The organism is Buttiauxella sp. B2 (assembly GCF_006376615.1).
Classification (GTDB): domain Bacteria; phylum Pseudomonadota; class Gammaproteobacteria; order Enterobacterales; family Enterobacteriaceae; genus Buttiauxella.
In genome coordinates this window covers 156,870-182,555 of sequence record NZ_VEXQ01000001.1, presented here as the reverse complement: position 1 = coordinate 182,555, position 25,686 = coordinate 156,870, and the positions used below count along the sequence as shown (strand labels likewise).

The following is a 25,686-nucleotide window of genomic DNA, read 5'->3' as shown; positions in this document are numbered from 1 at the left end:
CAATTTTTTATTTCTTTTTGTACATATCAGCTGTGCCATGAATTTTCTTTTTCATGTTACCAGATGTTAATACGATAACATCAGCACCCTTCTTCTCAGCCTGAGTCAGCAAATCTTGTTTGGCATCGGACTGAGATGTTGTATTAGAGGTTGAAATGCTACCAATTTTGACATATTCAGATTTAACTTTATCAAAATCTACTTTTTTGAGCATTTCAGTTGCATTTGCATTCAAAGCCATGAAACCCAACGCAGCAATCAGTATTTTATATCCAGTTTTCATATAGCTATCCTCATTATATTAATTATGAATTTCATTTATCTATCTGGTAAGTCATTGATTTATCCAGATGCACTTTAATATCACTTTCCATATTAAAAGTAAATATATGTCAATGTGTGTGTTTTGTTGTGTTCTTATTGAGTGATAAGAGTTATGTGACAATAAAATTACTAACGCGGTCCGCAAAATTTCTTTTATTGTGATAAGAGTGGTCACAAACACACAGCACTTATCAAATCAGAAACCTCGCTCCGGCGGGGTTTTGGCGTTTCAGGGGAGGGGCTATGAATCAGCCAGGTAAGAACAGCTATTCACTTTTCGCTGAGAATGATAGCTGCAACGTCAAAACATTCGCCCTTGAAGTTGATTGCTATCGTATTGAAGGCGCACTATTAGCATTGGCGAAAACTATCAGGGAGCTAAATATCTGCCAGCGCCAATTCGGTTATAAAAATGATTCTGGAGTCAGAGCTACTCTCCGTTAATCTAGCGTTTTTTCTCCTATGATTGCGAGCAACGGAACGAGCACTTCCAGAAATTTTTATAGCCTTCGTGATGTTGTGTTGCTTCAATATGTGTTTAATTTTATTAAATAATGATATGCAAAAATTCACTCTGGTCATTGTGCAAACTGCCAGTTAGTATTCTCTCAACCAACTGCGGCAGATAAAATTATCAGTTGGTATTCGTGAGTACCTTTCTCCTGTGTACTTAATGCTCCGCCTCCCCTTTAGGACGGCGGTTTTTTTTCCTTTTAGCTCTATTGGATAGATCGCGCGATTCATAATCGCCCGGTCGCTGGTTCAGGTTCAGCAAGGGCCAGCAAACCGCCATTAGCTCAGCAGGAAGATCCGACACCATTTATGTTGTAGGTACGGGGTTCGAGGCCTCGATGACGGACCAAAGCCGACTTAGCTCAGTAGGTAGAGCAACTGACTTGTAATCAGTAGGTCACCAGTTCGATTCCGGTAGTCGGCACCATATTTGCGGTCATCGTATAATGGTTATTACCTCAGCCTTCCAAGCTGATGATGCGGGTTCGATTCCCGCTGACCGCTCCAGAAAAATGCTTTCCAGTCTGCGAAGACGGGGTGACCCTAAGCGACTGGAAAGCACATTTGCATGAGCGCTGGTGGATTCACAGAATAGCACTTTCGAACCTGTCGGTCGCAGACCCCAGCGCTCAGCCGAATGTGCAGTCTTTTTTTGTAGTGAAAATTCTTGAGTATTTCCCTGTGTTGAAGATTTCATTATTTTAATCAGCAACATTTGATTAAGTAACATGTGAATATGTTTTTCTGTTTGAGGGCTGAAAAGAATGAATAAAGTGAAGATTATCACCTTCGGGTGGATTACTATTGCAGCTATAGTAGGTTTTATATTTTATATCAACATCTCCCCTGCGCCGTCGTTGGTAGCCAAAGCCCAGGAAAGGCTTGGGTCTTACATTTCTTATTCCTTCGGGCCGCAGCATTGCGTGAGCGCAAAGAATAAAAATGCTGAGTGGGAAATTACGTGTGATGCAAAAAATAGCAAACGAAGTTTCAAATACCTCCTAACCACAGATAAAAACGAACCGCCAGGGTATTACTTCACGGCGATAAGTAAAGATGCAAAAGAGACTTATAAAGTTGATTTAATCTCATATCTCGATATTAGAACAAAATTAAAATAGCTGGTGTTCAAAAATTGACCTTCGTTTTTTTATTTAGCCGAATGTACACACAAGCCCGCCGCGAGTGGGTTTTTTATTTGTACCGCATTGCAATTATTCAAATCCAGCGTTTTTTCTCCTATGAGTGCGGGCGACGGAATGAGCACTTCCAGAAGTTGTGATAGCCTTCGTGATGTTGTGCTGCTTCACCTCGCCAGTATGTACATTACGTTTTATTAAATAACGATATGGAAGAATTTACTATGGTCATTGTGCAAGCTGCCAGTTAGTATTCTCTCTACCAACTGAGGCATATAATAATTATCAGTATGGTTTTCGTTTGTACCTGTCCTGCGTATATATGCTCCGCCTTTCCTTTAGGAAGGCGGTTTTTTTTGCCTTTTAGCTCAGTAGATAGAGCAGCAATCAAATATCCCTGAGGAACCCACCATCGCGTGGGTTTTTTCTTATCTGCGATTTGCTGATTCTACAGATGCGCCTATAGAAATTTGGATTCATAAAAAACATGTTTTGGATATGGCCTCTTCCTTGCGGTGGTTGCGGTTGGTAATATTTATCCGGCTCCACAAGGATTGTGGCTAAGTAATGTCGCATATAATATCAAGTAAGCATGCCCGCCAATCCCCCGAGAGGCGGGCCTTTTACTTTCAATACTGACTTGTAATCAGTAGGTCACCAGTTCGATTCCGGTACCCCCTCGTAACGCCGCCAGAGGGGTGGCTCAAGTGCAATGGCGCTGCGTTCGATACGCAGTTTGTAAGTGCCTATATATTTGTAGATAAGCTAATTATATTAGACAGGGCAGTCGAGTTACTAAAACTGCCCGTTCACACCTACCCGTTGCCCGCTGCGCTGCATGAAATGGTTCAGTCAGAGCAAATTGGAGGTGCGTCTTGGGTGGGGTTTATCGGTTGTAGATTACTTAACAGAAGAAGCAGACTGCGCAGTGATCGTTGACGTGATGTCGTTTTCAACCTGCGTCACGCGTATTGTTCCGTGGGTGTTTATGTTCTCGGCGGGTTATCGTTTCTGACGTTCTTGAATTAAAAAAGGCCGGAATTGCTCCGGCCTTTGTCTGATCAAGCCGTGCGAGTTGCGGCTTTCATTGCCTGAACAAAGGTTTTCAACTCACTGAGCATCACATCAGGCTTATCGAGATTCTTCTCAATAATCTTCACGATGGCAGAGCCAGAAATCGCCCCCGCAGCGCCCGCTGAAATCGCATCGTTAACTTGCGACGGTTCGGAAATCCCAAAACCTTGCAGTGAAGGGGCCGCACCAAACTCAGTTAGCTTTTCTACCAGGTGATGAAGCGGCAACTGGGCACGTGTTTCGGCACCCGTTACGCCAGCACGTGAAAGCAGATAAGTATAACCGCGACCATGCGTTGCGATTTCACGCAGCAGCGAGTCATCAGCATTGGGTGGGCAGATGAAAATTGGCGCAACGTTGTGGCGCATCGCCGCCTGACGGAATGGTGCGGACTCTTCAATCGGCACGTCGGCAATCAATACTGAATCGACACCGACTTTAGCGCACAATGCGTAGAACTCATCAATGCCACGATTAAACACCAGGTTTGCGTACATCAACAGGCCAATCGGAATCGTTGGGTGTTTTTGGCGAATCGCTGCCAGCATTTCAAAACACTGTGTTGGCGTTACGCCAGCAGCAAAAGCACGCAGGGCCGCATTCTGAATAGTCGGGCCATCAGCCAGTGGGTCAGAAAAGGGGATCCCCAATTCCAGCGCGTCGGCACCGGCCTCAATTAGCGTGTCGATAATTTTCAGTGATTGTTCAGGAGACGGGTCGCCAAGGGTCACGAAGGGAACAAAAGCGCCTTCCTTGCGAGCTTGTAACTGTTCAAATGCATGTTGATAACGTTCCATTAGATTTCCCCTCGCGCTTTCAGAATGTCGTGAACGGTGAAGATATCTTTGTCGCCACGGCCAGAGAGGTTCACCACCAACAATTGTTCTTTCTCAGGATTTTCTTTGATCATTTTCAGAGCATGAGCCAGCGCGTGTGACGATTCCAACGCTGGGATAATCCCTTCACTGCGACACAGCGTTTTAAAGGCTTCCAGAGCTTCGTCATCGGTGATGGATACGTAATCTGCACGGCCAATACTGTTCAGATACGCATGTTGTGGCCCCACAGAAGGGAAATCCAGACCGGCAGAAATCGAATAAGACTCTTCAATCTGACCTTCATCGGTTTGCATCATTGGCGATTTCATACCGAAGTAGATACCGACGCGGCCATGTTTGAGTGGCGCACCGTGTTCACCGCTCTCTATGCCGTGTCCGGCAGGCTCAACACCAATCAGGCCAACACTCGCTTCATTAATGAAGTCAGCAAACATACCAATGGCGTTAGAACCACCGCCGACACATGCGATCACGGCATCTGGCAGGCGGCCTTCTTTCTCAAGAATCTGTGCTTTAGTTTCTTCGCCGATCATGCGCTGGAATTCACGCACGATAGTTGGGAATGGATGTGGGCCTGCCGCGGTACCGAGCATGTAGTGCGCAGTATCGTAGCTGCCAGACCAGTCGCGCAGCGCTTCATTACAGGCATCTTTCAACGTGGCGGAACCGCTGTGTACAGGAATCACTTCGGCACCCATTAAACGCATACGGAATACGTTAGGGGACTGGCGTTCAACGTCTTTTGCACCCATATAAATGCGGCATTTCAGGCCGAGCAGGGCACTTGCCAAAGCGGAAGCTACACCGTGTTGGCCTGCACCGGTTTCAGCGATGATTTCGGTTTTGCCCATTCTCTTGGCAAGCAATGCCTGCCCGAGAACCTGGTTAGTTTTGTGCGCACCACCGTGCAGCAAATCTTCACGTTTTAAATACAGCGTGGTTTTGGTGCCAGCAGTCAGATTACGGCATTTGGTCAGTGCTGTTGGGCGGCCTGCATAATTTTTCAGCAGGTCGTTAAATTCAGCCTGAAACTCCGCGTCGCTTTGTGCAGCAACAAAAGCCTCTTCTAACTGACGCAGTGCAGGCATCAAAATTTGTGGCACATACATGCCGCCAAACTCACCAAAATAGGGATTAAGTAAAGTCATGATATTTTCCTTAGTAAGCCCGCAGTGTCTGAAAAACAGCAGCCAGCTTGTTAGCATCTTTAATACCCGGTGCACTTTCGACACCCGAGTTGAAATCTAAACCTACGCAGCCCGTTTTTGCCGCGTCTATACAGTTGTCCGCGCCCAGTCCGCCAGCCAAAATCACGTTTTCCAGATTCTGACCTGCAAGGAGTGACCAATCAAAACGCTGGCCGCTGCCGCCCTGGCCGTTGTCGAACAGGTATTTGTCGACGTGGTTTAAATTACGGGCAGGCAAACTGTCTTTCACGCTCAAGGCTTTCCAAATTTGCACGTTGGCCGGAAGTTTTGCGCGTAGCTCATCGATATAAGCCTGATTTTCATCGCCGTGTAGTTGAACGGCAACCAGAGCGAGTTGCGTGGCTTTGTGCACCACTTCGCTTACCGGAGTGTTGCGGAACACGCCAACATATTTCAGCGCTGTGGCTGCAATAACCAATGCAGCCGTTTCATCACTGACAAAACGCGGTGACTCTGGAACAAAAATCAGACCGCCGTAAATGGCACCGGCTTCAAATGCGGCGCGTGCATCTTGAGGGCGCGTCAGGCCACATACTTTATTTTCACCGAGCATGACGCGGCGAACAGCAGCATTCAGATCGTCTTCGCCCATTAAGGCTGAGCCAATCAGGAAGCCGTTAGCAAAATGGCTGAGCTCGCGGATTTGGCCATAATTACTGATACCCGATTCACTGATGACCGTAACGCCATGCCCCAAACGTGGCGCTAACTGGCGAGTACGATTCAGGTCGATAGATAAATCACGCAGGTCGCGGTTATTGATACCAACGACTTTTGCATTCAGCGCGATTGCGCGTTCCAGTTCTTCTTCATTACTCACTTCGGTCAACACGCCCATATTCAGGCTATGTGCGACGGCTGCAAGCTGGCGATATTGATCGTCGTTAAGCACCGAGAGCATCAGCAGACAAGCATCGGCCTGATAAAAACGGGCCAGGTGAATCTGATACGAGTCAATAATAAAGTCTTTGCACAACACCGGTTGCGTGACGATGTCGCTGACAATCGGCAGAAAATCAAAGCTGCCCTGGAAATACTTTTCGTCTGTCAGCACGGAAATAGCGGAAGCGTAGTGCTTGTATACTCCGGCAATACGCGCCGGATCAAAATCGTCCCGAATCACACCTTTTGAGGGGGAAGCCTTTTTGCACTCCAGAATGAATGCAGTTCGGGCACCTTGCAGAGCGTGATAAAAATTACGTGTCGTCGGTACAATTTTATTCTGGAAACTTGCCAGGGGTTGCTGTTGCTTGCGTGCTTCAACCCAAATCGCCTTATCAATGACGATCTTCTTTAATACGGTTTCCTGCATGACTTATCCTCTTCCTGCCAGTGCTGTTACCCGGTCATATGCCGCGCCGCTGCGCAGCACTTCCAGCACTCGTTGTGCGTTCGCTTTAAGATCTTCTTGCCCATGCAGACGCATTAACATGGCGACGTTTGCGGCCACCGCAGACTCATGAGCTGTCTCACCTTTACCTTGTAACAGGCGGGTGAGAATGTCACGGTTTTCTTCCGGTGTGCCGCCTGCAAGCTGGTCTTGATGATAAGCAGGAAGGCCAAAGTCGGTGGCTTCCAGTTGATAGCTTTTAATCTCACCATCGTTCAGTTCTGCAACTTGCGTGGTGGCATGAAGGGAAACTTCATCCATCCCGCCGCTGTGCACGACTGCCGCACGTTTGTAACCCAACACGCGCAGGGTTTCAGCAATCGGGAGCACCAGTTCTGCACTGTAAACACCAATCAGTGCCATTTGCGGATGGGCCGGGTTAATCAATGGCCCTAACACGTTAAACAGCGTGCGGGTTTTTAACTGCTGGCGTACAGGCATGGCATAGCGAAAACCTGTGTGGTATTTCGGTGCAAACAGGAAACACACACCCAATTCATCAAGCGCTTTACGGGATGATTCAGCACTCATTTCGAGATTAATACCGAATGCCGCCAGTAAATCGGAAGAACCAGATTTGCTGGAAACGCTGCGGTTGCCATGTTTTGCGACTTTCATACCCACCGCTGCGGCAACAAATGCGCTGGCGGTGGAGATATTGATGCTGTTGCTGCCGTCCCCACCAGTCCCGACAATATCGGCAAAAGGATAATCCGGGCTTGGGAAGGGGGCCGCGGCTTCAAGCAGAGCAGAAGCGGCTCCGGCAATTTCATTCGGATGTTCACCGCGGACTTTCATACTAACCAGTGCGGCTGCCAGTTGTTCTGGTTTTAGCTCTCCCCGTACGATGGCGGCAAAAAGCTGGTGGCTTTCTTCACGGCTCAGCGTCTGTGCCTGGTAAAGCTTGTCTAAAATCGGCTGCAATGTATTGATGTGTTTTAACTTCAGTTGCGCCCAGTCGAGGGTTTGTTCAAGTAAACGAGCGCCATGCGTGGTGAGGATAGATTCCGGGTGGAACTGGAAACCGCAAACACGATCCGCGTCGTGGCGAACCGCCATCACCATGCCATCAAAATGGGCGTTAATGGTTAAACCCGCAGGGATATTGCTGCCCACTAATGAGTGGTAACGGGCAACAGGAAGTGGGTTTGGTAATCCGGCAAACATTGCTTCGCCGTCATGGGAAATGATCGACGCTTTACCATGCAGGATTTCGCCCGCCTGACCAACATAACCGCCATAGGCTTCAACAATCGCTTGATGGCCCAGGCAGATACCAATAATCGGCAATTTCCCACGCAGACGAGTCAACAGTTCTGGCATACATCCCGCTTCACTTGGCGCACCAGGGCCCGGTGAGAGCATTAATACAGGGTTGTCCATTGTTGCCAGGCGTTCAATTAATGTTTGCGCCGGAACATGGTTGCGATAAATGACGACATTGTGCCCGTTTGCACGCAGTTGATCGGCCAGGTTGTAGGTGAACGAGTCGATGTTATCGAGCAGCAGAATGTCAGCCATTAGAAAATCTCCTGTGCGTGATGCGCGGTGGCAATTGCGCGCAGTACAGCGCGGGCTTTGTTGCGGGTTTCATCGGCTTCCGACTGCGGTACGGAATCCAGTACCACGCCTGCGCCTGCTTGCACGGTGGCTATGCCATTTTCGACGTAGGCGGAACGGATAACGATACAGGTGTCTAAATCACCATGAGCGGTGAAGTAGCCAACGGCACCGCCATAACTGCCACGACGTACGCCTTCTGCTTTGGCGATCAACTGCATCGCGCGAACTTTCGGTGCGCCACTTAGGGTGCCCATATTCATGCAGGCGCGATACGCGTGCAGTACATCAAGGTCTTTACGCAATTCACCGACTACACGGGAAACCAGGTGCATAACAAAGGAATAACGGTCGACTTTTGTCAGATCAGCAACATAACGGCTGCCTGGGGTGCAAATGCGCGCCAGATCGTTACGCGCCAGGTCAACCAGCATCAGGTGTTCGGACATCTCTTTATGATCGGTACGCATTTCCAGTTCGATACGGCTATCGAGATCACGGTCAAGCGTTCCGTCAGCGCGGCGGCCACGCGGGCGAGTACCGGCAATCGGGTATATTTCAATCTGGCGTGACGCCGCATCGTATTTAAGCGAGCTTTCAGGGGATGCACCAAACAGGGTGAAATCATTGTCCTGCATGAAGAACATGTACGGGCTTGGGTTACTTTTCTTCAGCGTCTGGTAAGCGGCAAGTGGAGAAGGGCACGGCAATGAAAAACGGCGTGAAGGGACAACCTGGAAAATTTCACCGATGCGAATCGCTTTTTGCATTTTGCGAACCACGTCGCCAAATACTTCGTCGCTTTGATTGCATTCGAATGTCATGCGCTCCACTTTTTGCACGGGTAACGGTGCAGGTTCTTGCTGCATTTGCTTGCTCAGTTGCGCAGCACGCTGAATCAAACGCTGTTTTTCTGACGCTGATGGGGTAAATAAGCTGGCCTGAATACGAGTGCTTTTTTTCTGATGGTCGATAACCAGCAGCGTTTCAGCCAGATAGAAACAGTAGTCAGGGCAACTATTATCTTGCTTAAGATCGGGTAAGTCTTCAAAGCCTGCAACCAGGTCGTAAGCAAATAAACCGCCAAAGAACATTGCTTCGCGCTCGTTTTCCGGCACGGTAACCAGTTCCTGCATCAGGCGGAATGCATCAAATACTGACAAGGAACACAGGCGTGCATCTTCATCCAGCAGTGAACTCACCGCCGGGAATCGCAATACACGGCCTTGTGGAGAATGTAGGTTTTCAACGCCAGTTGGCAGGGCTGCATCCAGCAACGGAAGCAGTGATGCGCCATTTTCTGACAGTGCGTGGATAGTGACGGTGTCATTTAAAGCGGTAATACGCAGCGCGCTGTCAACTAACAGCAGGCTTTTCAAATCGTCTTTGCTGTCGATATCGGCTGATTCGAGCAGCAAGGTTGCTGGTCGTGCGCCACACAACTGGTGGAATACAGCCGTTGGGTTATCCCGATATGGCGCGTCATTAATCAGTAATTCGAGCGCTGGTTTTTGTGTTTGCATTTTCTGCTCTCATATTTTGTTCAAAAAAAAGCCCGCTTCGTTGGCGGGCCTGGTATCTGGGCTGAAGTACAGCCATAGCGATTACACTGCCCGTTATCAGGAAGTACGCCACCAGCTGTGCATGAGGATTATCGCATTCATTTTCAGATACCTTTATCGTGTGAACTTGCGTACTAGTTAACTGGTTCGATAAAGCAAAGTCAATAGCGATTTTTAGTTATCACTGAATATCGTTATCATAAGCGGCGTTTTTCTTCTTATTAACATACTCGGAGCCATTTTGAGCGAACCAACACTTGCGGTGATTTACGACTTACATAGCCACACCACCGCGTCAGATGGCCTGTTAACGCCCGAAGCGTTGGTGCAACGTGCTGTGGAAATGCGAGTGGGTATTCTGGCAATTACAGACCATGACACAGTCGCCGCAATTGCTCCTGCCCGGGAAGCAGTATCACGGCTACAATTGCCTTTGCGTTTAATCAGCGGTGTGGAGATCTCCACTGTCTGGGAAAACCATGAAATACATATCGTTGGGTTGGGCGTAGATGAGAATCACCCAGCGCTGCTGGCGTTTCTGGGCGAACAAAGTGAACGACGCGTACAACGAGCGGCTTTAATTGCTGACCGGCTTGAAAAGGCGCATATCCCTGGTGCGCTTGAAGGCGCAATGCGTCTTGCCAACGGCGGTGAAGTTACCCGCGCCCATTTTGCCCGCTATCTGATGGAGTGTGGAAAGGCAAATACGATAGCCGATGTATTTAAGAAGTATCTTGCAAAAGGGAAAACCGGTTACGTTCCGCCACAGTGGTGTACAATAGAACAAGCTATTGATGTCATTCATCATTCTGGTGGGCAAGCGGTTCTGGCGCATCCAGGCCGTTATGACCTGACGGCTAAATGGCTGAAAAGGTTGCTGGCGCAGTTTGCCGAAAGTGGTGGCGATGCCATGGAAGTCGCGCAGTGTCAGCAAGCCCCAAATGAGCGCACCCAGCTTGCAAGCTATGCACAGCAGTTTAATTTGCTGGCATCGCAGGGTTCAGATTTCCATATGCCGTGCGCGTGGATTGAGCTTGGGCGCAAACTCTGGTTGCCTGCGGGAGTGGAACCTGTCTGGCAGAATTGGGGCAGCAGCCACATCGTTAAATAGAGGGCAGTATGAGTCAATTTTTCTATATTCACCCGGATAACCCGCAACAGCGTTTGATTAACCAGGCGGTGGAGATTGTTCGCAAGGGCGGTGTCATTGTTTATCCAACCGACTCGGGTTATGCACTGGGCTGTAAACTTGAAGATAAATCGGCAATGGAGCGTATTTGTCGTATTCGTCAATTACCCGATGGGCACAACTTCACACTGATGTGCCGGGATTTGTCGGAGCTTTCAACTTATGCATTTGTCGATAACGTGGCGTTTCGCTTAATCAAAAATAATACGCCAGGCAATTACACCTTTATTCTCAAAGGTACCAAAGAAGTCCCGCGTCGTTTATTGCAGGAAAAACGTAAAACCATTGGTTTACGTGTGCCTTCAAATCCCATTGCGCTGGCGTTGCTTGAAGTGCTGAATGAGCCGATGTTATCAACTTCACTGATGCTGCCTGGTAGCGAATTTACTGAATCTGATCCGGAAGAAATCAAAGACCGCCTCGAGAAGGTTGTCGATTTGGTTATCCACGGAGGTTATCTCGGGCAGCAACCGACAACAGTGGTTGATTTAACTGATGATGCGCCGGTAGTTATCCGTGAAGGCGTGGGCGATGCTAAACCTTTCTTATAAGTTCGTCTGCGGCTATACTGTCCGGCCTAAAATGGGGCTGATAGGCCCCATTATCCCAATTCGACGCCTGTGAAGGCGACACCCGAGGAAGCTCAATGAGCGATAAGAGCGAAAAGTTACAAAAAGTATTGGCGCGTGCTGGCCATGGTTCCCGTCGTGAGATTGAAACCATTATTTCTGCTGGTCGTGTCAGCGTGGATGGCAAAATTGCTAAATTAGGCGATCGCGTTGAAGTGACGCAGGCCCTGAAAATCCGCATTGATGGTCATCTGATCTCCATTAAAGAATCGGCAGAACAGATTTGCCGCGTGCTGGCTTACTATAAGCCAGAAGGCGAATTGTGTACGCGTAATGACCCAGAAGGGCGTCCAACGGTATTTGACCGTTTACCTAAACTGCGCGGTGCGCGCTGGATTGCGGTGGGGCGTCTGGATGTGAATACCTGTGGTTTGTTACTTTTCACTACTGATGGTGAACTGGCAAACCGCTTGATGCACCCAAGCCGTGAAGTTGAGCGCGAATATGCCGTACGTGTATTTGGCGAGATCGACGACAATAAAGTGAAGCAACTGGGCCGTGGCGTGCAGCTCGAAGATGGCCCTGCTGCGTTTAAAACCATTAAATTCACCGGTGGTGAAGGCATTAACCAATGGTACAACGTTACCCTGACTGAGGGCCGCAACCGTGAAGTGCGTCGCCTGTGGGAAGCGGTAGGTGTGCAGGTTAGTCGTCTTATCCGTGTACGTTACGGTGATATTCAGTTGCCGAAAGGCCTGCCGCGTGGCGGTTATACTGAACTGGATCTTGGGCAAACCAACTACCTGCGTAAATTGGTAGAGTTGCCAGAAGAGACTGAAAGCAAAGTGGCGGTTGAAAAAGATCGTCGCCGTATGAAAGCGAACCAGATTCGCCGTGCGGTGAAGCGCCATACACAAGTTACTGGTGGTGGTGGTGGCCGCCGCGGTGGACGCAGCAGCTAAAAGCAGCCACTAGGAACAGTAAACCCCTCGCTCGAGGGGTTTTTTTTAATAGTCGATACCAATCTGCGCTTTTATACCGGCATCAAACGCGTGTTTGACTGGCCGCAGTTCACTGACTGTATCAGCCACTTCAAGAATATCCCGATGACAACCGCGGCCCGTAATAATCACAGTCTGGCTCTCAGGGCGTTGTGTAAGCACCGCCAGCACTTCTTTCAGCGGTAAATAGTCGTATGCCACCATATAGGTTATTTCATCGAGGATGACCATATCTAGCGAGCTGTCTGCGAGCATCCGCTTCGCGTGTTGCCATACTTCCAGGCAAGCTGCGGTATCGGTTTCACGGTTTTGAGTATCCCAGGTAAAGCCCGTTGCCATCACCTGAAATTCAACCCCCAATGGCTCCAGTAAATTACGTTCGCCATTTGGCCACTGGCCTTTGATAAATTGTATAACACCCACTTTTTTGCCGTGTCCGACTGCGCGTGTTGCGGTACCAAACGCTGCGGTAGTCTTACCTTTCCCGTTTCCGGTAAAGACCATCAAAATGCCGCGTTCTTCTTGGGCTGCCGCTACACGGGCATCAACTTTTTCTTTCTGCCGCTGTTGGCGTTGCTGGTAACGATCTTCACTCATTCGGAAATTCCTGGTTTACGGTTTGGTTGCGCATCAAAGCTCATGCCTGTTTTACGACGGCTGTCATCGCCCATTAACCACAAATAAAGCGGCATTAAATCACGAGCTGTTTTCAGCTTTTCGGGATCTTCAGTTGGGAATGCACTGGCGCGCATGGCGGTACGAGTACCACCTGGATTAATGCAATTGACGCGTAAGTTATGCTGTTTATATTCATCCGCGAGTACTTGCATCATACCCTCGGTGGCAAATTTTGATACCGCATAGGCTCCCCATCCCGCGCGTCCCTGACGGCCAACACTAGAGCTTGTAAACACCAGTGATCCTGAATCTGATTTCAGTAATAAAGGAAGCAATGCCTGTGTCAGAAAGAAGGTTACGTTAACATTTACCTGCATCACGTTTTGCCATGTTTGCGGATCTTGTTCGTCCATCGGGCAAATATCGCCGAGAATCCCGGCATTGTGCAATACACCGTCTAAGCGAGGGATGAGCCCTGAAAGCTTGTGCGCAAGACTGTGGCAATCATCGGGTGTCGCAGTAGCAAAATCGAGGGTAAACCAGTGCGGCAAACTCCCGTAGCCTGCGTTGATCTCCTGAGCTACGGTGCGTAATTTTTCTTCGTTGCGCCCGAGTAGAATAACAGTTGCGCCGAAGCGTACGTAAGTTAGGGCGGCTTCACGACCGATGCCATCGCTGGCCCCGGTGACTAAAATGATGCGATTTTGCAGTAAATCAGTTTTCGGTTGATAGTGCACTTTCAACTCCTCGCGCGATGCTTACGCTCACGTCTTAATTCTCGGAAATAGCTGGGGATTTATAGCTTCCAGGTTTTATGCCTGAAATAGCGCCTTATTTCAATCAGGCAACAGGAGACAATACCTTTGATTAACATTTTGCAAAAGTTTCATTGCATTAAAGACGTTCAGGAATGCGCCTCGCAGCATTTATAGTTGGATGCAGGCGTGGAAACACCGCTCGGTTACACTGGGCGATAGATATTTAATGCTCTGAATGGAAGGCGGAAAGCGTGGATCTGATTGCAAACTATGGGCTGTTTTTGGCAAAGATTGTCACTGTCGTTGCTGCTATTGGCATTCTTATCACAATTATTGTGAATGTTGCCGGGCGTAAAAGGCACCAGCGTGGCGAGCTTAGGCTCACCAATTTAAGTGAACAATACCAGGAAATGCAGGAAGAAATGCAGGTGGCAAGACTTGATGCTCATCAGCAAAAAATCTGGCATAAAACTCAAAAGAAAAAACACAAACTCGAAGCGAAACAAGCAAAAGCACGTGCGAAACGTGGCGAAAAGGTTATTTCTGATAAGCCAACACTTTATGTGCTGGATTTTAAAGGAAGTATGGATGCCCATGAGGTCACTTCTTTGCGTGAAGAGATTACCGCAGTGTTGGCCGTGGTGAAACCCGAAGATGAAGTTTTGCTACGTCTGGAAAGCCCTGGTGGGGTAGTGCATGGCTACGGGCTTGCGGCGTCACAATTGCAGCGCTTACGCGACAGTAAAGTTCGTCTGACAGTTGCCGTAGATAAAGTAGCCGCCAGCGGTGGTTATATGATGGCTTGCGTGGCGGATAAAATCGTCGCAGCACCATTTTCTATTATTGGTTCGATTGGTGTTGTGGCGCAGGTTCCTAACTTCCACCGCTTGCTAAAACGCAATGATATAGATGTAGAGCTGCATACTGCCGGTCAGTACAAGCGCACGTTAACATTGTTTGGTGAGAACACTGAGCAAGGACGTGAGAAATTCCGTGAAGATCTTAATGAAACACACCTGCTATTTAAGCAGTTTGTTCATGACATGCGCCCAATGCTTGATATCGATGCTGTAGCGACAGGTGAGCATTGGTATGGTACGCAGGCTTTGGAGAAAGGTCTGGTTGATGCGGTCAGCACCAGTGACGATTTACTGATAAATCTGATGAAAGATCGTGAAGTGATTAATGTGCACTATATGCGTCGTAAAAAGATGATGGATAGATTCACCGGTAGTGCGGCAAACAGCGTTGACAACCTGTTGATGCGCTGGTGGCAACGCGGTGAAAAGCCGCTGCTCTAGTTAGAATCAGAGTATCATCAGAACTGAAATGAAAAACGAGGCCATTTGGCCTCGTTTTTTACTTAATCTTGCAGGTGATATTTATCAGCAAATACATGCGCAAGATGCTTAAACATATTAAATATCGCGGTGCTTTTCCCTGTAGGTAAGCCTTGCTCATCAAGGAAGTATTCACCTTTGAACACCAGCACCCCATTTTTTTGCTCTACATCGGTTGCTTCCATTCCATGCATGAAGTCTTCATGTGCACGAATGACTTTATTGGCTTCAACGAGTAGCGACTGTTTATCGATTGGTTGAGTGGTCGGTTTCATGATTTCCTCCTTTAAAAACTGGCGCTAGTGTACTTCCGCTATACTGCAAAGGGCAATATCTCCCTGTAAACCTCAGGTGATTTAATCAGTTTACTGTGCTGGCAGGAATCGTCGTTGCGTGCTAATAAAGTTGCGTAACTCATTTTATCAGGTAGAGTGTGACGCTTTCGCAAATCTGGCAACGGAATTGCTTGACATTCAACCAAAGTTCCGTCGTGCTATGTCACCAGCGCGAAAGACTCATTATCTCAATCACCTGCGAATGTTCGCTTAATCTGGCCGGTGATGAAAAAAGAGTTGATATCCATTGATGCTGCCGCAATATAAAAAGCGCGTCGCCAGTGGAAGGTGTAACTAGCGTGCGACGTCTCCTGGAAGAATTACATTAGGTAAAGGTGAATATGGGTAAAGCTCTCGTCATCGTTGAGTCCCCGGCAAAAGCCAAAACGATCAACAAATATCTCGGTAACGACTACGTGGTTAAGTCCAGCGTCGGTCATATCCGTGATTTGCCGACCAGTGGATCAACCACCAAGAAGAGCGCTGACTCCGCCTCCACCAAAACGACCAAAAAGGTCAAAAAGGATGAACGCGGCGCGCTCGTAAATCGTATGGGTGTCGATCCATGGCACAACTGGGAAGCACAGTACGAAGTGCTGCCCGGCAAAGAAAAAGTGGTTTCGGAACTGAAATCACTGGCTGAAAAAGCAGACCATATCTATCTCGCAACCGACCTTGACCGCGAAGGGGAAGCCATTGCATGGCACCTGCGGGAAGTTATCGGTGGTGATGATTCACGCTACAGTCGCGTGGTGTTTAACGAAATTACAAAGAATGCCATTCAACAGGCATTTGAAAAGCCGGGCGAATTGAATATCGACCGTGTTAATGCACAACAAGCGCGCCGTTTTATGGACCGCGTAGTGGGTTACATGGTGTCGCCACTGCTGTGGAAAAAAATTGCCCGCGGTTTGTCTGCCGGACGTGTACAGTCAGTTGCTGTGCGTCTGGTTGTTGATCGTGAACGCGAAATTAAAGCGTTTGTACCTGAAGAATATTGGGAAGTTGACGCGAATCTGACAACGCCGAAAGGCGACAGTCTGCCGGTTCAGGTCAGCCACCATAAAGACAAACCTTTCCGTCCGGTTAATCGTGAACAGACTATGTCTGCGGTTAGCGAGCTGGAAAAAGCCCGTTATTCAGTGCTTGAGCGTGAAGATAAACCAACCAGCAGTAAACCTGGCGCGCCGTTTATCACTTCCACGTTGCAGCAGGCCGCAAGCACCCGTCTTGGTTTTGGTGTGAAGAAAACCATGATGATGGCACAGCGTCTTTATGAAGCGGGTCATATCACCTACATGCGTACTGACTCAACCAACTTGAGCCAGGACGCAGTGAGCATGGTGCGCGGCTACATCGAGGATAATTTCGGTAAGAAATATCTCCCGGAAGCGGCTAATCATTACTCCAACAAAGAAAACTCTCAGGAAGCGCACGAAGCGATTCGTCCTTCTGATGTCAGTATTGTTGCTGAGTCGCTCAAAGATATGGAAGCTGATGCGCAAAAACTCTACCAGTTAATCTGGCGTCAGTTTGTTGCGTGCCAGATGACACCTGCGCAATACGATTCAACCACCTTAACGGTGAAGGCCGGTGACTTCCGCCTCAAAACGCGCGGTCGTACGTTGCGTTTCGATGGCTGGACCAAAGTGATGCCTGCGCTACGCAAAGGTGACGAAGACCGTACATTGCCAGCTGTAGAGCCGGGCGATGAACTCGCACTCGTTGAAATCTTGCCAGGACAGCACTTTACTAAACCACCTGCTCGTTTTAGCGAAGCATCGTTGGTAAAAGAGTTGGAAAAACGTGGAATTGGTCGTCCTTCTACTTACGCTTCAATCATATCTACCATCCAGGATCGTGGGTATGTGCGTGTAGAAAACCGCCGCTTCTATGCTGAAAAAATGGGTGAAATTGTTACTGACCGCCTGGAAGAAAACTTCCGTGAGCTGATGAACTACGATTTCACCGCGCAAATGGAAAGCAATCTCGACCAGGTCGCCAATAACCAGGCTGAATGGAAAGGGGTTCTGGACAATTTCTTTAGCGATTTCAGCGAGCACCTCAGTAAGGCCGAGCTTGACCCTGAAGAAGGCGGTATGCGCCCAAATCAGATGGTATTGACCAGCATCGATTGCCCAACTTGTGGTCGTGAAATGGGGATTCGTACCGCAAGCACAGGTGTATTCCTCGGTTGTTCTGGTTACGCATTACCTGTAAAAGAGCGTTGCAAAACCACCATTAACCTGGTGCCGGAAAACGAAGTCCTTAACGTGCTCGAAGGCGATGACGCGGAAACTAACGCATTGCGTGCGAAACGTCGTTGTACCAAGTGCGGCACGGCGATGGACAGCTACCTCATCGATCCAAAACGTAAACTGCATGTCTGTGGTAACAACCCAACGTGTGATGGGTACGAAATCGAAGAGGGCGAGTTCCGCATCAAGGGTTATGACGGCCCGATCGTTGAGTGTGAGAAATGCGGCTCTGAAATGCACCTGAAAATGGGGCGTTTCGGTAAGTACATGGCTTGTACGAACGACGAGTGTAAAAATACCCGTAAGATTTTGCGTAATGGCGAAGTTGCTCCTCCGAAGGAAGATCCTGTTCCATTACCTGAGTTGCCTTGCGAGAAGTCAGATGCGTACTTTGTGCTGCGTGATGGCGCTGCGGGTGTTTTCCTTGCGGCGAACACCTTCCCGAAATCTCGTGAAACACGTGCGCCATTAGTGGAAGAGCTGTATCGCTTCCGTGACCGTCTGCCAGAAAAACTGCGTTATTTGGCTGATGCTCCACAACAAGATGCTGACGGTAACAAAGCGGTTGTTCGCTTTAGCCGTAAGACTAAACAGCAGTACGTTTCTTCCGAGAAGGAAGGTAAAGCGACGGGTTGGTCAGCATTCTTTGTGGATGGCAAGTGGGTTGAAGGCAAGAAGTAACAGCCTTTAATGTTGAAAGCCGGGGCCAATGCTCCGGCTTTTTTATATCCCCAATATTCGCCACTTACCTGCATTCTTCACCCCAGTAATTGCTAAAGTAATCTCCTGGGATTCACTACCTTGCCGCCAATTTGCAACTCTAATTATTTAGCGTATATAACCTGATTATTATTTTTTCTTTCAAACTATACAAATAGGGCATAACTGATATAGTGGCTTAAGAGAATTTTACCTTGTCTGATCCCCGCCGTTGTTCGTGTCGGGGCTGCTTTTACTGCGGATGGAACGCCATGAAACTACAGCAACTTCGTTATATCGTAGAGGTGGTCAATCACAACCTCAACGTATCGTCGACGGCAGAAGGGCTTTACACTTCTCAGCCGGGGATCAGTAAACAAGTTCGTATGTTAGAAGATGAACTGGGGATTCAGATCTTTGCGCGTAGCGGCAAACACCTGACTCAGGTCACCCCTGCGGGGCAGGAGATTATTCGTATTGCCCGCGAAGTGCTGTCAAAAGTGGATGCTATCAAGTCGGTTGCCGGTGAGCACACCTGGCCTGACAAAGGCTCGCTGTACGTCGCTACGACTCATACGCAAGCTCGCTATGCGCTGCCCAATGTGATTAAAGGGTTCATTGAGCGCTATCCGCGCGTATCGTTGCATATGCATCAGGGCTCGCCTACGCAAATCGCTGAAGCGGTTTCTAAAGGTAATGCCGATTTTGCAATAGCGACTGAAGCGTTACATCTTTACGATGATTTGGTGATGTTGCCGTGTTACCACTGGAACCGCTCTATTGTCGTCACGCCGGATCATCCATTAGCGTCAAAAGAATCAGTCTCTATCGAAGAATTGGCGCAGTATCCGCTGGTAACGTACACCTTTGGTTTCACCGGGCGCTCTGAGTTGGATACTGCATTTAATCGTGCCGGCTTAACTCCTCGTATTGTATTCACCGCGACCGATGCTGATGTGATTAAAACCTATGTACGACTAGGATTAGGGGTTGGTGTAATCGCCAGTATGGCTGTTGATCCGGTATCGGATCCGGATCTGGTGCGTATTGAAGCAAAGGGTGTGTTCAGCCACAGCACCACTAAAATTGGTTTCCGTCGCAGCACCTTCTTGCGCAGTTACATGTATGATTTTATTCAACGATTCGCACCACATCTGACTCGTGATGTGGTCGATACTGCCGTAGCATTGCGTTCTAATGAAGATATTGAAGCAATGTTCAAAGATATTAAGTTACCCGCCAAATAATATCTGAAGGTTTCTTTTTTATACCCGTAATAATTCGAGTGCCGATAAGCTAGCGAATCCCAGGAGCTTACTTTAGTAAGTGACTGGGGTGAGGGAGTGCAGTAAACGTCGCCCCCTGTAGTTCGAAGTATGGCGGGTATATAGCGAAAGAAACCTCTCCTCATTTACATATAAAGAATATGTGTTAACCCTCTGCGTTTTAAATATCCCTCACAGCTTACTTACCCATACCGTTTAAGTGGTTAATTTGTCTCATTTAAGAGACAAACGTAGATAATAATTAACCACTCTGCAAATTTGATGTTTCAATTATTTATTTGAGGTCAAAAGATTAAATATTTTCCTGCAATGGAGGAGCAATTTCGCTGGCTTTTGTACTAGAGTTTCTTTAGGATTAATCCCAGCTAGCGATTAATTATACCGATTGTTTAAGGTTTTATGATAAGTGGTGCCGATTGTATGAGGTTAGCAATGCCTTCAGGAAGTGAACAACCGCAAAGGGAAACTGGGCTTAAACGTAAAGCCTGGATGGTGGTGTTTCTCGTATCAGGTCTGTTCTGGCTGGTTATTGCACTGGCAGCCTGGCATTTTTGGGGGTAACCATGACAACCCTTGGTCAAGCGCAGAAAGCTGTACATCAACAAGATGACAAGCCGCTGCAAGAGGCAAACTCTGGAGAAGTTAAGATTCCAGAATCGTGGCTGTTGACTAAACAGCAAAAAGATTTTATCGAACTGTTTTCAACAGACGACCATATAAAATTATAAGCGTATTTTATTTACTTTTATTTAACTTGCGGTTAATCACACTTTTTAATTAAACGTGATTAACAGAGCTCTCTTTAGGTAATCACTACACACAGCAATATTAATGAGACTGATTAGTTATTCAGTCATAGTGTTTACAAATGTATATATCCCAAATAATCCGAGTTGAGGATAGGCGTTAAGTGAACTTATCCCCGGGAGCTTACTTTAGTCAGTGACTGGGATAAGCGGGTGCAGACAACACCTTCACAACTTGAAGTATGATGGGTATGAAGTGAGTGGCTTATGAATACTTACCGTAGCGTCAAGTACTGGTCGTGGCTTAGTGTATTTACCGTTTCGTTTATTTTTTGGGTACAAATGGTCTGTATACTGACAAACTAATTATTCCCTGCACCCTGGCCTGCGCCGGGGTGTCATCAAATCCTTCCCCTTCTGTGTACACCCTCTGATTTATCAATTCGGGTTGTTATCAAATCGTTACGACATCTTTGTGTTATCTTTAATACTGTCCCTGATCTTCATCCGGGATACCGCTATCCTAAGAAATTTAAGGAGGAGCTATGTCGTTAACCCTACGAGAGGCCAGTAAGGACACTCTACAGGCGCTGAATAAAACCTATCACTATTACAGTTTGCCACTGGCCGCAAAGGAACTTGGGGATATCACGCGTTTACCCAAGTCGCTAAAAGTTCTGCTCGAAAACCTGCTGCGCTGGCAGGATGAAGACTCCGTTACTAAAGATGATATCCATGCCTTGGCCAGCTGGCTAAAAGACGCTCATGCTAATCGAGAGATTGCGTACCGACCTGCACGTGTCCTGATGCAGGATTTTACGGGTGTGCCCGCGGTGGTTGATTTAGCCGCCATGCGTGAAGCTGTAAAACGTCTTGGTGGCGATGTTGCTAAAGTAAATCCACTTTCACCTGTCGACCTGGTCATTGACCACTCTGTAACCGTCGATCATTTTGGCAACGATGGCGCTTTCGAAGAAAACGTTCGCCTGGAAATGGAACGCAACCACGAACGCTATGTTTTCCTGCGCTGGGGCCAGCAAGCCTTCAGCCGCTTTAGTGTGGTGCCACCGGGAACGGGTATTTGCCACCAGGTCAACCTGGAATACCTCGGTAAAGCGGTATGGAGCGAAATGCAGGGTGATGATCTAGTCGCTTATCCTGACACGCTGGTGGGTACGGATTCCCACACCACCATGATTAACGGGCTTGGCGTATTGGGGTGGGGTGTCGGGGGTATTGAAGCTGAAGCGGCTATGCTAGGCCAGCCTGTGTCTATGCTGATCCCGGATGTTGTAGGTTTTAAGCTTGATGGCAAACTGCGAGAAGGTATAACTGCGACCGACCTCGTGCTAACCGTTACGCAAATGCTACGTAAACATGGTGTTGTCGGTAAGTTTGTTGAGTTTTACGGCGATGGGTTGGACTCGTTACCATTGGCCGACCGCGCGACTATTGCGAATATGGCACCTGAATATGGCGCAACTTGCGGTTTCTTCCCGATTGATGGTGTGACACTGGACTACATGCGTCTGAGCGGTAGAAGCGAAGAGCAAATTGCGTTGGTTGAAACCTATTCGAAGGCGCAGGGAATGTGGCGAAACACCGGCGATGAGCCTGTATTCACTAGTACACTCGCACTGGATATGAACGAGGTTGAAGTCAGTCTGGCAGGGCCGAAACGCCCACAGGATCGTGTCCCGCTGGGTGATGTTCCAAAAGCCTTTAACGCCAGCAATGAGCTAGAGCTTAACACCAGCCAAAAAGATCGCGTCCCGGTTGACTACACCATGGACGGTCACCAATATCAGCTGCCTGATGGGGCTGTCGTCATTTCCGCGATCACTTCCTGCACCAACACCTCAAACCCAAGCGTCTTGATGGCGGCAGGTTTACTGGCTAAAAAAGCAGTAACACTGGGCTTAAAACGCCAGCCTTGGGTGAAAGCTTCTCTGGCGCCCGGTTCGAAAGTGGTTTCGGATTATCTGGCGAAGGCTCGATTAACACCTTATCTCGACGAGTTAGGATTTAATCTGGTGGGTTATGGCTGTACAACCTGCATTGGTAACTCTGGGCCGTTGCCCGATCCGATCGAGTTTGCCATCAAGAAGGGCGACCTTACTGTCGGTGCGGTTCTGTCAGGAAACCGTAACTTTGAAGGGCGTATTCATCCGTTGGTGAAAACGAACTGGCTGGCATCACCACCGCTGGTGGTGGCGTATGCGCTCGCAGGGAACATGAACATTAACCTGACTACCGATCCACTTGGGCATGATAAAAAAGGTGACCCGGTTTATCTCAAAGATATTTGGCCGAGTAGCCAGGAAATCGCCCGTGCGGTTGCGCAAGTTTCTACGGCTATGTTCCACAAAGAGTACGCTGAGGTCTTCGAAGGCACACCGGAATGGCGCAACATTGAGGTAGATCGTTCAGATACTTACGGCTGGCAAAGTGATTCCACATACATCCGCCTTTCGCCATTCTTTGACGATATGGAAGCAACGCCTAAACCGGTGCAAGACATTCATGGTGCCCGCATTCTTGCTATGCTTGGCGACTCGGTCACCACCGATCATATCTCGCCTGCGGGGAGCATTAAGCCCGACAGCCCGGCAGGGCGTTACCTGCAAAATCACGGTGTTGAGCGCAAAGACTTTAACTCCTATGGCTCGCGCAGAGGTAACCATGAGGTGATGATGCGCGGGACGTTTGCCAACATCCGTATCCGCAACGAAATGGCTCCGGGCGTTGAAGGTGGTATGACGCGACTGCTACCAGGCGATGAGGTTATCTCTATTTATGATGCCGCGATGCGTTATCAAGAGAAGGGCATCCCGCTGGCTGTCTTTGCTGGGAAAGAGTATGGCTCAGGCTCTAGTCGTGATTGGGCAGCGAAAGGGCCACGCCTACTTGGTGTGCGGGTAGTTATTGCCGAATCATTTGAGCGTATTCACCGTTCGAATCTGATTGGTATGGGCATCTTGCCGCTGGAATTCCCGCAAGGTGTGACGCGCAAAACGTTAGGGCTAACTGGAGAGGAATTTGTTGATATCAGCGGGCTTAATAACCTAACCCCTGGTGCAACGGTTCCTGTGTCATTAACCTTTGCTGATGGTAAAAAAGAGGTGGTTGAGTGCCGCTGCCGTATTGATACTGGCAATGAATTGACGTACTTCAAAAATGACGGCATTTTGCACTATGTGATTCGCAACATGCTGAGTTAGAGGGATTTCTCCCCCAGCGCTGGGGGAGAAATGCACTTAATCTTTTGACAGCAGATGGCCCATTTTAGCCGCTTTGGTATCCAGATAATGTGCGTTCTTTGGATTACGGCCCACAATTAGCGGCACACGTTCGATGATATTAATTCCCGCCTCGGTAAGAATTTCTACTTTTTGCGGATTGTTGGTCAGCAAACGTACGGCATCGACACCTAATAATTTAAACATATCGGCACAGAGCGTGAAGTCGCGCTCATCGGCGGCAAAACCCAACTGGTGGTTTGCTTCAACAGTATCGTAGCCTTTATCTTGTAATGCATAAGCACGGATTTTATTGAGCAAACCGATGTTGCGGCCTTCCTGGCGGTGATACAACAATATGCCCCGTCCCTCTTCAGCAATCTGGCTCAAAGCCGCTTCAAGCTGGAAACCGCAATCGCAACGCAGGCTGAAAAGGGCATCACCCGTCAAACATTCTGAATGTACACGTGCCAGAACAGAGCCATTTCCCGTAACATCGCCAAAAACCAGAGCAACGTGATCTTGTCCGGTTGCAAGTTCTTCAAAGCCCACCATCAGGAAATCGCCCCATGGGGTTGGCAGTTTGGCTTCTGCCACACGTTTAAGCTGCATGTGATTCTCCAGGTACTTATATTGGCACTCATCGTGCCTGCCAGCTGTCTGGCTTGTTTAATTATTACTGGCTATTTTGCCACAGCGCCTGGCACTTCGCCTAATAGACTGGGCATGTTCTTATTTTTACCCTTAGTGCGATTCCACGTTTTCCCTTAGGTGCGTTTTTTCAGGTATTCTTAATGTACAAAATGCATAAGGGTAAGTGATGCGGGCAATAGCGAAACGAACGACTATAGGGGCCGGGCTACTTTTAGTCATGCCTTTAGCTGTATGGATTTCAGGCTGGCAGTGGGTGCCAGGAGGGCACACTGCATGGCTAAAAATGATGTATTGGGTGACAGAAACAGTGACCCAACCTTGGGGCATTATCACCCATGTTTTGCTGTGTGGTTGGTTTTTGTGGTGTCTGAGGTTTCGCCTAAAAGCTGCCATCATGCTATTTGCTATTCTGGGCGCGGCTATTCTTATTGGGCAGGGCGTTAAATCGGTTATTAAAGACAAAGTGCAAGAACCTCGTCCTTTTGTCGTGTGGCTTGAGAAGACACAACATATTCCGACAAATGAGTTCTACAATTTAAAACGTAAGCAGCGTAGTGAATTGGTAAAAAGCCAGCTTGAGACTCAACCTGAAGTTCCTGGCTGGTTACGCAAACACTGGCAAAAAGAAACCGGTTTTGCATTCCCATCGGGACATACAATGTTTGCAGCGAGTTGGGCATTATTGGGTGTCGGGTTGTTATGGCCCCGCCGCCGCACCTGGACTATTGCATTATTATTGGTTTGGGCCACTGGTGTGATGGGGAGTCGATTGCTGCTTGGCATGCATTGGCCACGGGATTTAGTCGTAGCCACACTGATATCCTGGATATTGATAACATTAGCTACCTGGTTTGCTCAAAAGTTATGCGGCCCGTTATCTCCGCCTCCACAAGAAGCTGACGAAATAGCCGAACGAGACTCTGAAGCTTGAGTTTATTGATTTAATCCCCATTTCTTATGAATTGGATGCCGCTAATGGATTCCCCGAACAACCGGGAAATGGTAATTTATACCGTTAGAAAGCATTAGGGCATAATTTAGTCGTTGCGTAAGACCACATGACGGGAAGTAATGTGAAATATTTATTCATTTTCTTACTGGTGCTAGCGATTTTTGTGATTTCTGTCACTCTGGGCGCGCAAAACGATCAGGTAGTTAATTTTAACTATCTGCTGGCACAAGGCGAATACCGTGTCTCCACATTACTGGCGACTCTTTTTGCTGCGGGTTTTTTACTGGGCTGGGTGATTTGTGGCCTGTTCTGGTTGCGATTGCGTGTTTCACTTGCTCGTGCCGATCGCAAGATCAAACGTCTTGAGCAGCAAATCACTACAGATTCTGACGCCACCACTTTGGTTGTGCCGGCTGTGAAGGAATAACCTGCC

25 protein-coding genes, 2 tRNA genes and 1 other annotated feature are annotated in these 25,686 nt (G+C 48.3%); of the genes, 17 read left to right on the top strand and 10 right to left on the bottom strand.

Annotated elements, in window-relative coordinates; genetic code table 11:
* Positions 1–7: 7 nt before the first annotated feature.
* Positions 8–283 (bottom strand): DUF1471 family periplasmic protein YahO, encoded by a 276-nt coding sequence (gene yahO / locus FH968_RS01000; RefSeq protein ID WP_139876528.1) that lies wholly within the window; start codon positions 281–283, stop codon positions 8–10.
* 284 nt (positions 284–567) lie between these two features.
* Between yahO and FH968_RS00995 the strand changes: the two genes are divergently transcribed.
* The 5 genes from FH968_RS00995 to FH968_RS00965 all read left to right on the top strand — a co-directional run bounded on the left by FH968_RS00995 (position 568) and on the right by FH968_RS00965 (position 2,991).
* Positions 568–768 (top strand): hypothetical protein, encoded by a 201-nt coding sequence (locus FH968_RS00995; protein ID WP_139876527.1) that lies wholly within the window; start codon positions 568–570, stop codon positions 766–768.
* Between the two features lie 420 nt (positions 769–1,188).
* Positions 1,189–1,264: transfer RNA gene (locus FH968_RS00980), tRNA-Thr, on the top strand.
* Positions 1,265–1,269: 5 nt separating this feature from the next.
* Positions 1,270–1,344, top strand: a tRNA-Gly gene (locus FH968_RS00975).
* A 257-nt stretch (positions 1,345–1,601) separates the two neighbouring features.
* Entirely contained in the window at positions 1,602–1,958 is a 357-nt protein-coding gene (locus FH968_RS00970; protein ID WP_139876526.1) for a hypothetical protein, read from the top strand.
* Positions 1,959–2,814: 856 nt separating this feature from the next.
* Positions 2,815–2,991 carry a hypothetical protein gene (locus tag FH968_RS00965; protein ID WP_189388932.1) on the top strand — a complete coding sequence of 59 codons (177 nt, stop codon included), beginning with the start codon at positions 2,815–2,817 and terminating at the stop codon, positions 2,989–2,991.
* Between the two features lie 46 nt (positions 2,992–3,037).
* Here the strand turns inward: FH968_RS00965 and trpA are convergent, their stop codons facing one another.
* From trpA to FH968_RS00940, 5 genes are read right to left on the bottom strand one after another with little or no spacing between them, the layout of a single operon-like run.
* Complete coding sequence (trpA, locus tag FH968_RS00960; RefSeq protein WP_139876525.1) at positions 3,038–3,847, bottom strand: tryptophan synthase subunit alpha; 810 nt, start codon at positions 3,845–3,847, stop codon at positions 3,038–3,040.
* The gene (gene trpB, locus FH968_RS00955; RefSeq protein WP_139877206.1) at positions 3,847–5,040 is read right to left on the bottom strand and encodes a tryptophan synthase subunit beta; all 1,194 of its coding nucleotides are present in this window, start codon (positions 5,038–5,040) and stop codon (positions 3,847–3,849) included. Before trpB ends, trpA begins: the two co-directional genes overlap by 1 nt.
* 7 nt (positions 5,041–5,047) lie before the next feature.
* Positions 5,048–6,409, bottom strand: coding sequence for a bifunctional indole-3-glycerol-phosphate synthase TrpC/phosphoribosylanthranilate isomerase TrpF (gene trpCF, locus FH968_RS00950; RefSeq protein WP_139876524.1), 1,362 nt, complete (start codon positions 6,407–6,409; stop codon positions 5,048–5,050).
* Positions 6,410–6,412: 3 nt separating this feature from the next.
* Positions 6,413–8,008, bottom strand: a complete 1,596-nt coding sequence (trpD, locus tag FH968_RS00945; protein WP_139876523.1) for a bifunctional anthranilate synthase glutamate amidotransferase component TrpG/anthranilate phosphoribosyltransferase TrpD — start codon at positions 8,006–8,008, stop codon at positions 6,413–6,415.
* Complete coding sequence (locus FH968_RS00940) at positions 8,008–9,570, bottom strand: anthranilate synthase component 1 (RefSeq protein ID WP_139876522.1); 1,563 nt, start codon at positions 9,568–9,570, stop codon at positions 8,008–8,010. Before FH968_RS00940 ends, trpD begins: the two co-directional genes overlap by 1 nt.
* A gap of 22 nt (positions 9,571–9,592) precedes the next feature.
* Positions 9,593–9,690: a sequence feature (Trp leader region), on the bottom strand.
* Positions 9,691–9,835: 145 nt separating this feature from the next.
* Between FH968_RS00940 and FH968_RS00935 the strand changes: the two genes are divergently transcribed.
* The 3 genes from FH968_RS00935 to rluB all read left to right on the top strand — a co-directional run bounded on the left by FH968_RS00935 (position 9,836) and on the right by rluB (position 12,329).
* Positions 9,836–10,720 (top strand): PHP domain-containing protein, encoded by an 885-nt coding sequence (locus tag FH968_RS00935; protein WP_370451461.1) that lies wholly within the window; start codon positions 9,836–9,838, stop codon positions 10,718–10,720.
* Between the two features lie 8 nt (positions 10,721–10,728).
* A complete protein-coding gene (locus FH968_RS00930; protein WP_139876520.1) occupies positions 10,729–11,349 on the top strand; it encodes an L-threonylcarbamoyladenylate synthase in 621 nt (206 codons plus the stop codon).
* Between the two features lie 95 nt (positions 11,350–11,444).
* Positions 11,445–12,329 (top strand): 23S rRNA pseudouridine(2605) synthase RluB, encoded by an 885-nt coding sequence (rluB, locus tag FH968_RS00925; RefSeq protein WP_139876519.1) that lies wholly within the window; start codon positions 11,445–11,447, stop codon positions 12,327–12,329.
* Positions 12,330–12,374: 45 nt separating this feature from the next.
* Here the strand turns inward: rluB and cobO are convergent, their stop codons facing one another.
* Together cobO and FH968_RS00915 are read right to left on the bottom strand one after the other, a co-directional pair.
* Positions 12,375–12,965: a cob(I)yrinic acid a,c-diamide adenosyltransferase gene (cobO, locus tag FH968_RS00920; RefSeq protein ID WP_139876518.1), complete on the bottom strand. Its 591-nt coding sequence runs from the start codon at positions 12,963–12,965 to the stop codon at positions 12,375–12,377.
* Positions 12,962–13,723 carry a YciK family oxidoreductase gene (locus tag FH968_RS00915; RefSeq protein WP_139876517.1) on the bottom strand — a complete coding sequence of 254 codons (762 nt, stop codon included), beginning with the start codon at positions 13,721–13,723 and terminating at the stop codon, positions 12,962–12,964. The genes cobO and FH968_RS00915 overlap by 4 nt, the downstream gene beginning before the upstream one ends.
* Before the next feature lie 272 nt (positions 13,724–13,995).
* Here FH968_RS00915 and sohB point away from each other — a divergent pair, with 272 nt between their 5' ends.
* Positions 13,996–15,045 (top strand): protease SohB, encoded by a 1,050-nt coding sequence (gene sohB / locus FH968_RS00910; RefSeq protein WP_139876516.1) that lies wholly within the window; start codon positions 13,996–13,998, stop codon positions 15,043–15,045.
* 62 nt (positions 15,046–15,107) lie between these two features.
* Here sohB and FH968_RS00905 read toward each other — a convergent pair whose 3' ends face one another.
* Positions 15,108–15,359, bottom strand: coding sequence for a YciN family protein (locus tag FH968_RS00905; protein ID WP_064546355.1), 252 nt, complete (start codon positions 15,357–15,359; stop codon positions 15,108–15,110).
* A gap of 401 nt (positions 15,360–15,760) precedes the next feature.
* Here FH968_RS00905 and topA point away from each other — a divergent pair, with 401 nt between their 5' ends.
* The 6 genes from topA (at position 15,761) to acnA (ending at position 23,629) form a co-directional block, all read left to right on the top strand.
* Complete coding sequence (gene topA, locus FH968_RS00900; protein WP_139876515.1) at positions 15,761–18,358, top strand: type I DNA topoisomerase; 2,598 nt, start codon at positions 15,761–15,763, stop codon at positions 18,356–18,358.
* Positions 18,359–18,648: 290 nt separating this feature from the next.
* Positions 18,649–19,623 (top strand): HTH-type transcriptional regulator CysB, encoded by a 975-nt coding sequence (cysB, locus tag FH968_RS00895; RefSeq protein WP_139876514.1) that lies wholly within the window; start codon positions 18,649–18,651, stop codon positions 19,621–19,623.
* Positions 19,624–20,082: 459 nt separating this feature from the next.
* Positions 20,083–20,223, top strand: a complete 141-nt coding sequence (locus tag FH968_RS00890; RefSeq protein ID WP_370451450.1) for a YmiA family putative membrane protein — start codon at positions 20,083–20,085, stop codon at positions 20,221–20,223.
* A gap of 2 nt (positions 20,224–20,225) precedes the next feature.
* Complete coding sequence (locus FH968_RS23585; protein WP_189388929.1) at positions 20,226–20,390, top strand: hypothetical protein; 165 nt, start codon at positions 20,226–20,228, stop codon at positions 20,388–20,390.
* 285 nt (positions 20,391–20,675) lie between these two features.
* A complete protein-coding gene (gene ymiC, locus FH968_RS24095) occupies positions 20,676–20,774 on the top strand; it encodes a small membrane protein YmiC (RefSeq protein WP_305038331.1) in 99 nt (32 codons plus the stop codon).
* Between the two features lie 179 nt (positions 20,775–20,953).
* Positions 20,954–23,629, top strand: coding sequence for an aconitate hydratase AcnA (acnA, locus tag FH968_RS00885; RefSeq protein WP_139876512.1), 2,676 nt, complete (start codon positions 20,954–20,956; stop codon positions 23,627–23,629).
* Positions 23,630–23,665: 36 nt separating this feature from the next.
* Here acnA and ribA read toward each other — a convergent pair whose 3' ends face one another.
* Complete coding sequence (gene ribA, locus FH968_RS00880; RefSeq protein ID WP_139876511.1) at positions 23,666–24,259, bottom strand: GTP cyclohydrolase II; 594 nt, start codon at positions 24,257–24,259, stop codon at positions 23,666–23,668.
* Between the two features lie 208 nt (positions 24,260–24,467).
* On the opposite strand from ribA, the gene pgpB reads away from it, so the two are divergent.
* Entirely contained in the window at positions 24,468–25,232 is a 765-nt protein-coding gene (gene pgpB, locus FH968_RS00875; RefSeq protein WP_139876510.1) for a phosphatidylglycerophosphatase B, read from the top strand.
* A 142-nt stretch (positions 25,233–25,374) separates the two neighbouring features.
* The gene (locus tag FH968_RS00870; protein ID WP_139876509.1) at positions 25,375–25,680 is read left to right on the top strand and encodes a LapA family protein; all 306 of its coding nucleotides are present in this window, start codon (positions 25,375–25,377) and stop codon (positions 25,678–25,680) included.
* Positions 25,681–25,686: the final 6 nt, after the last annotated feature.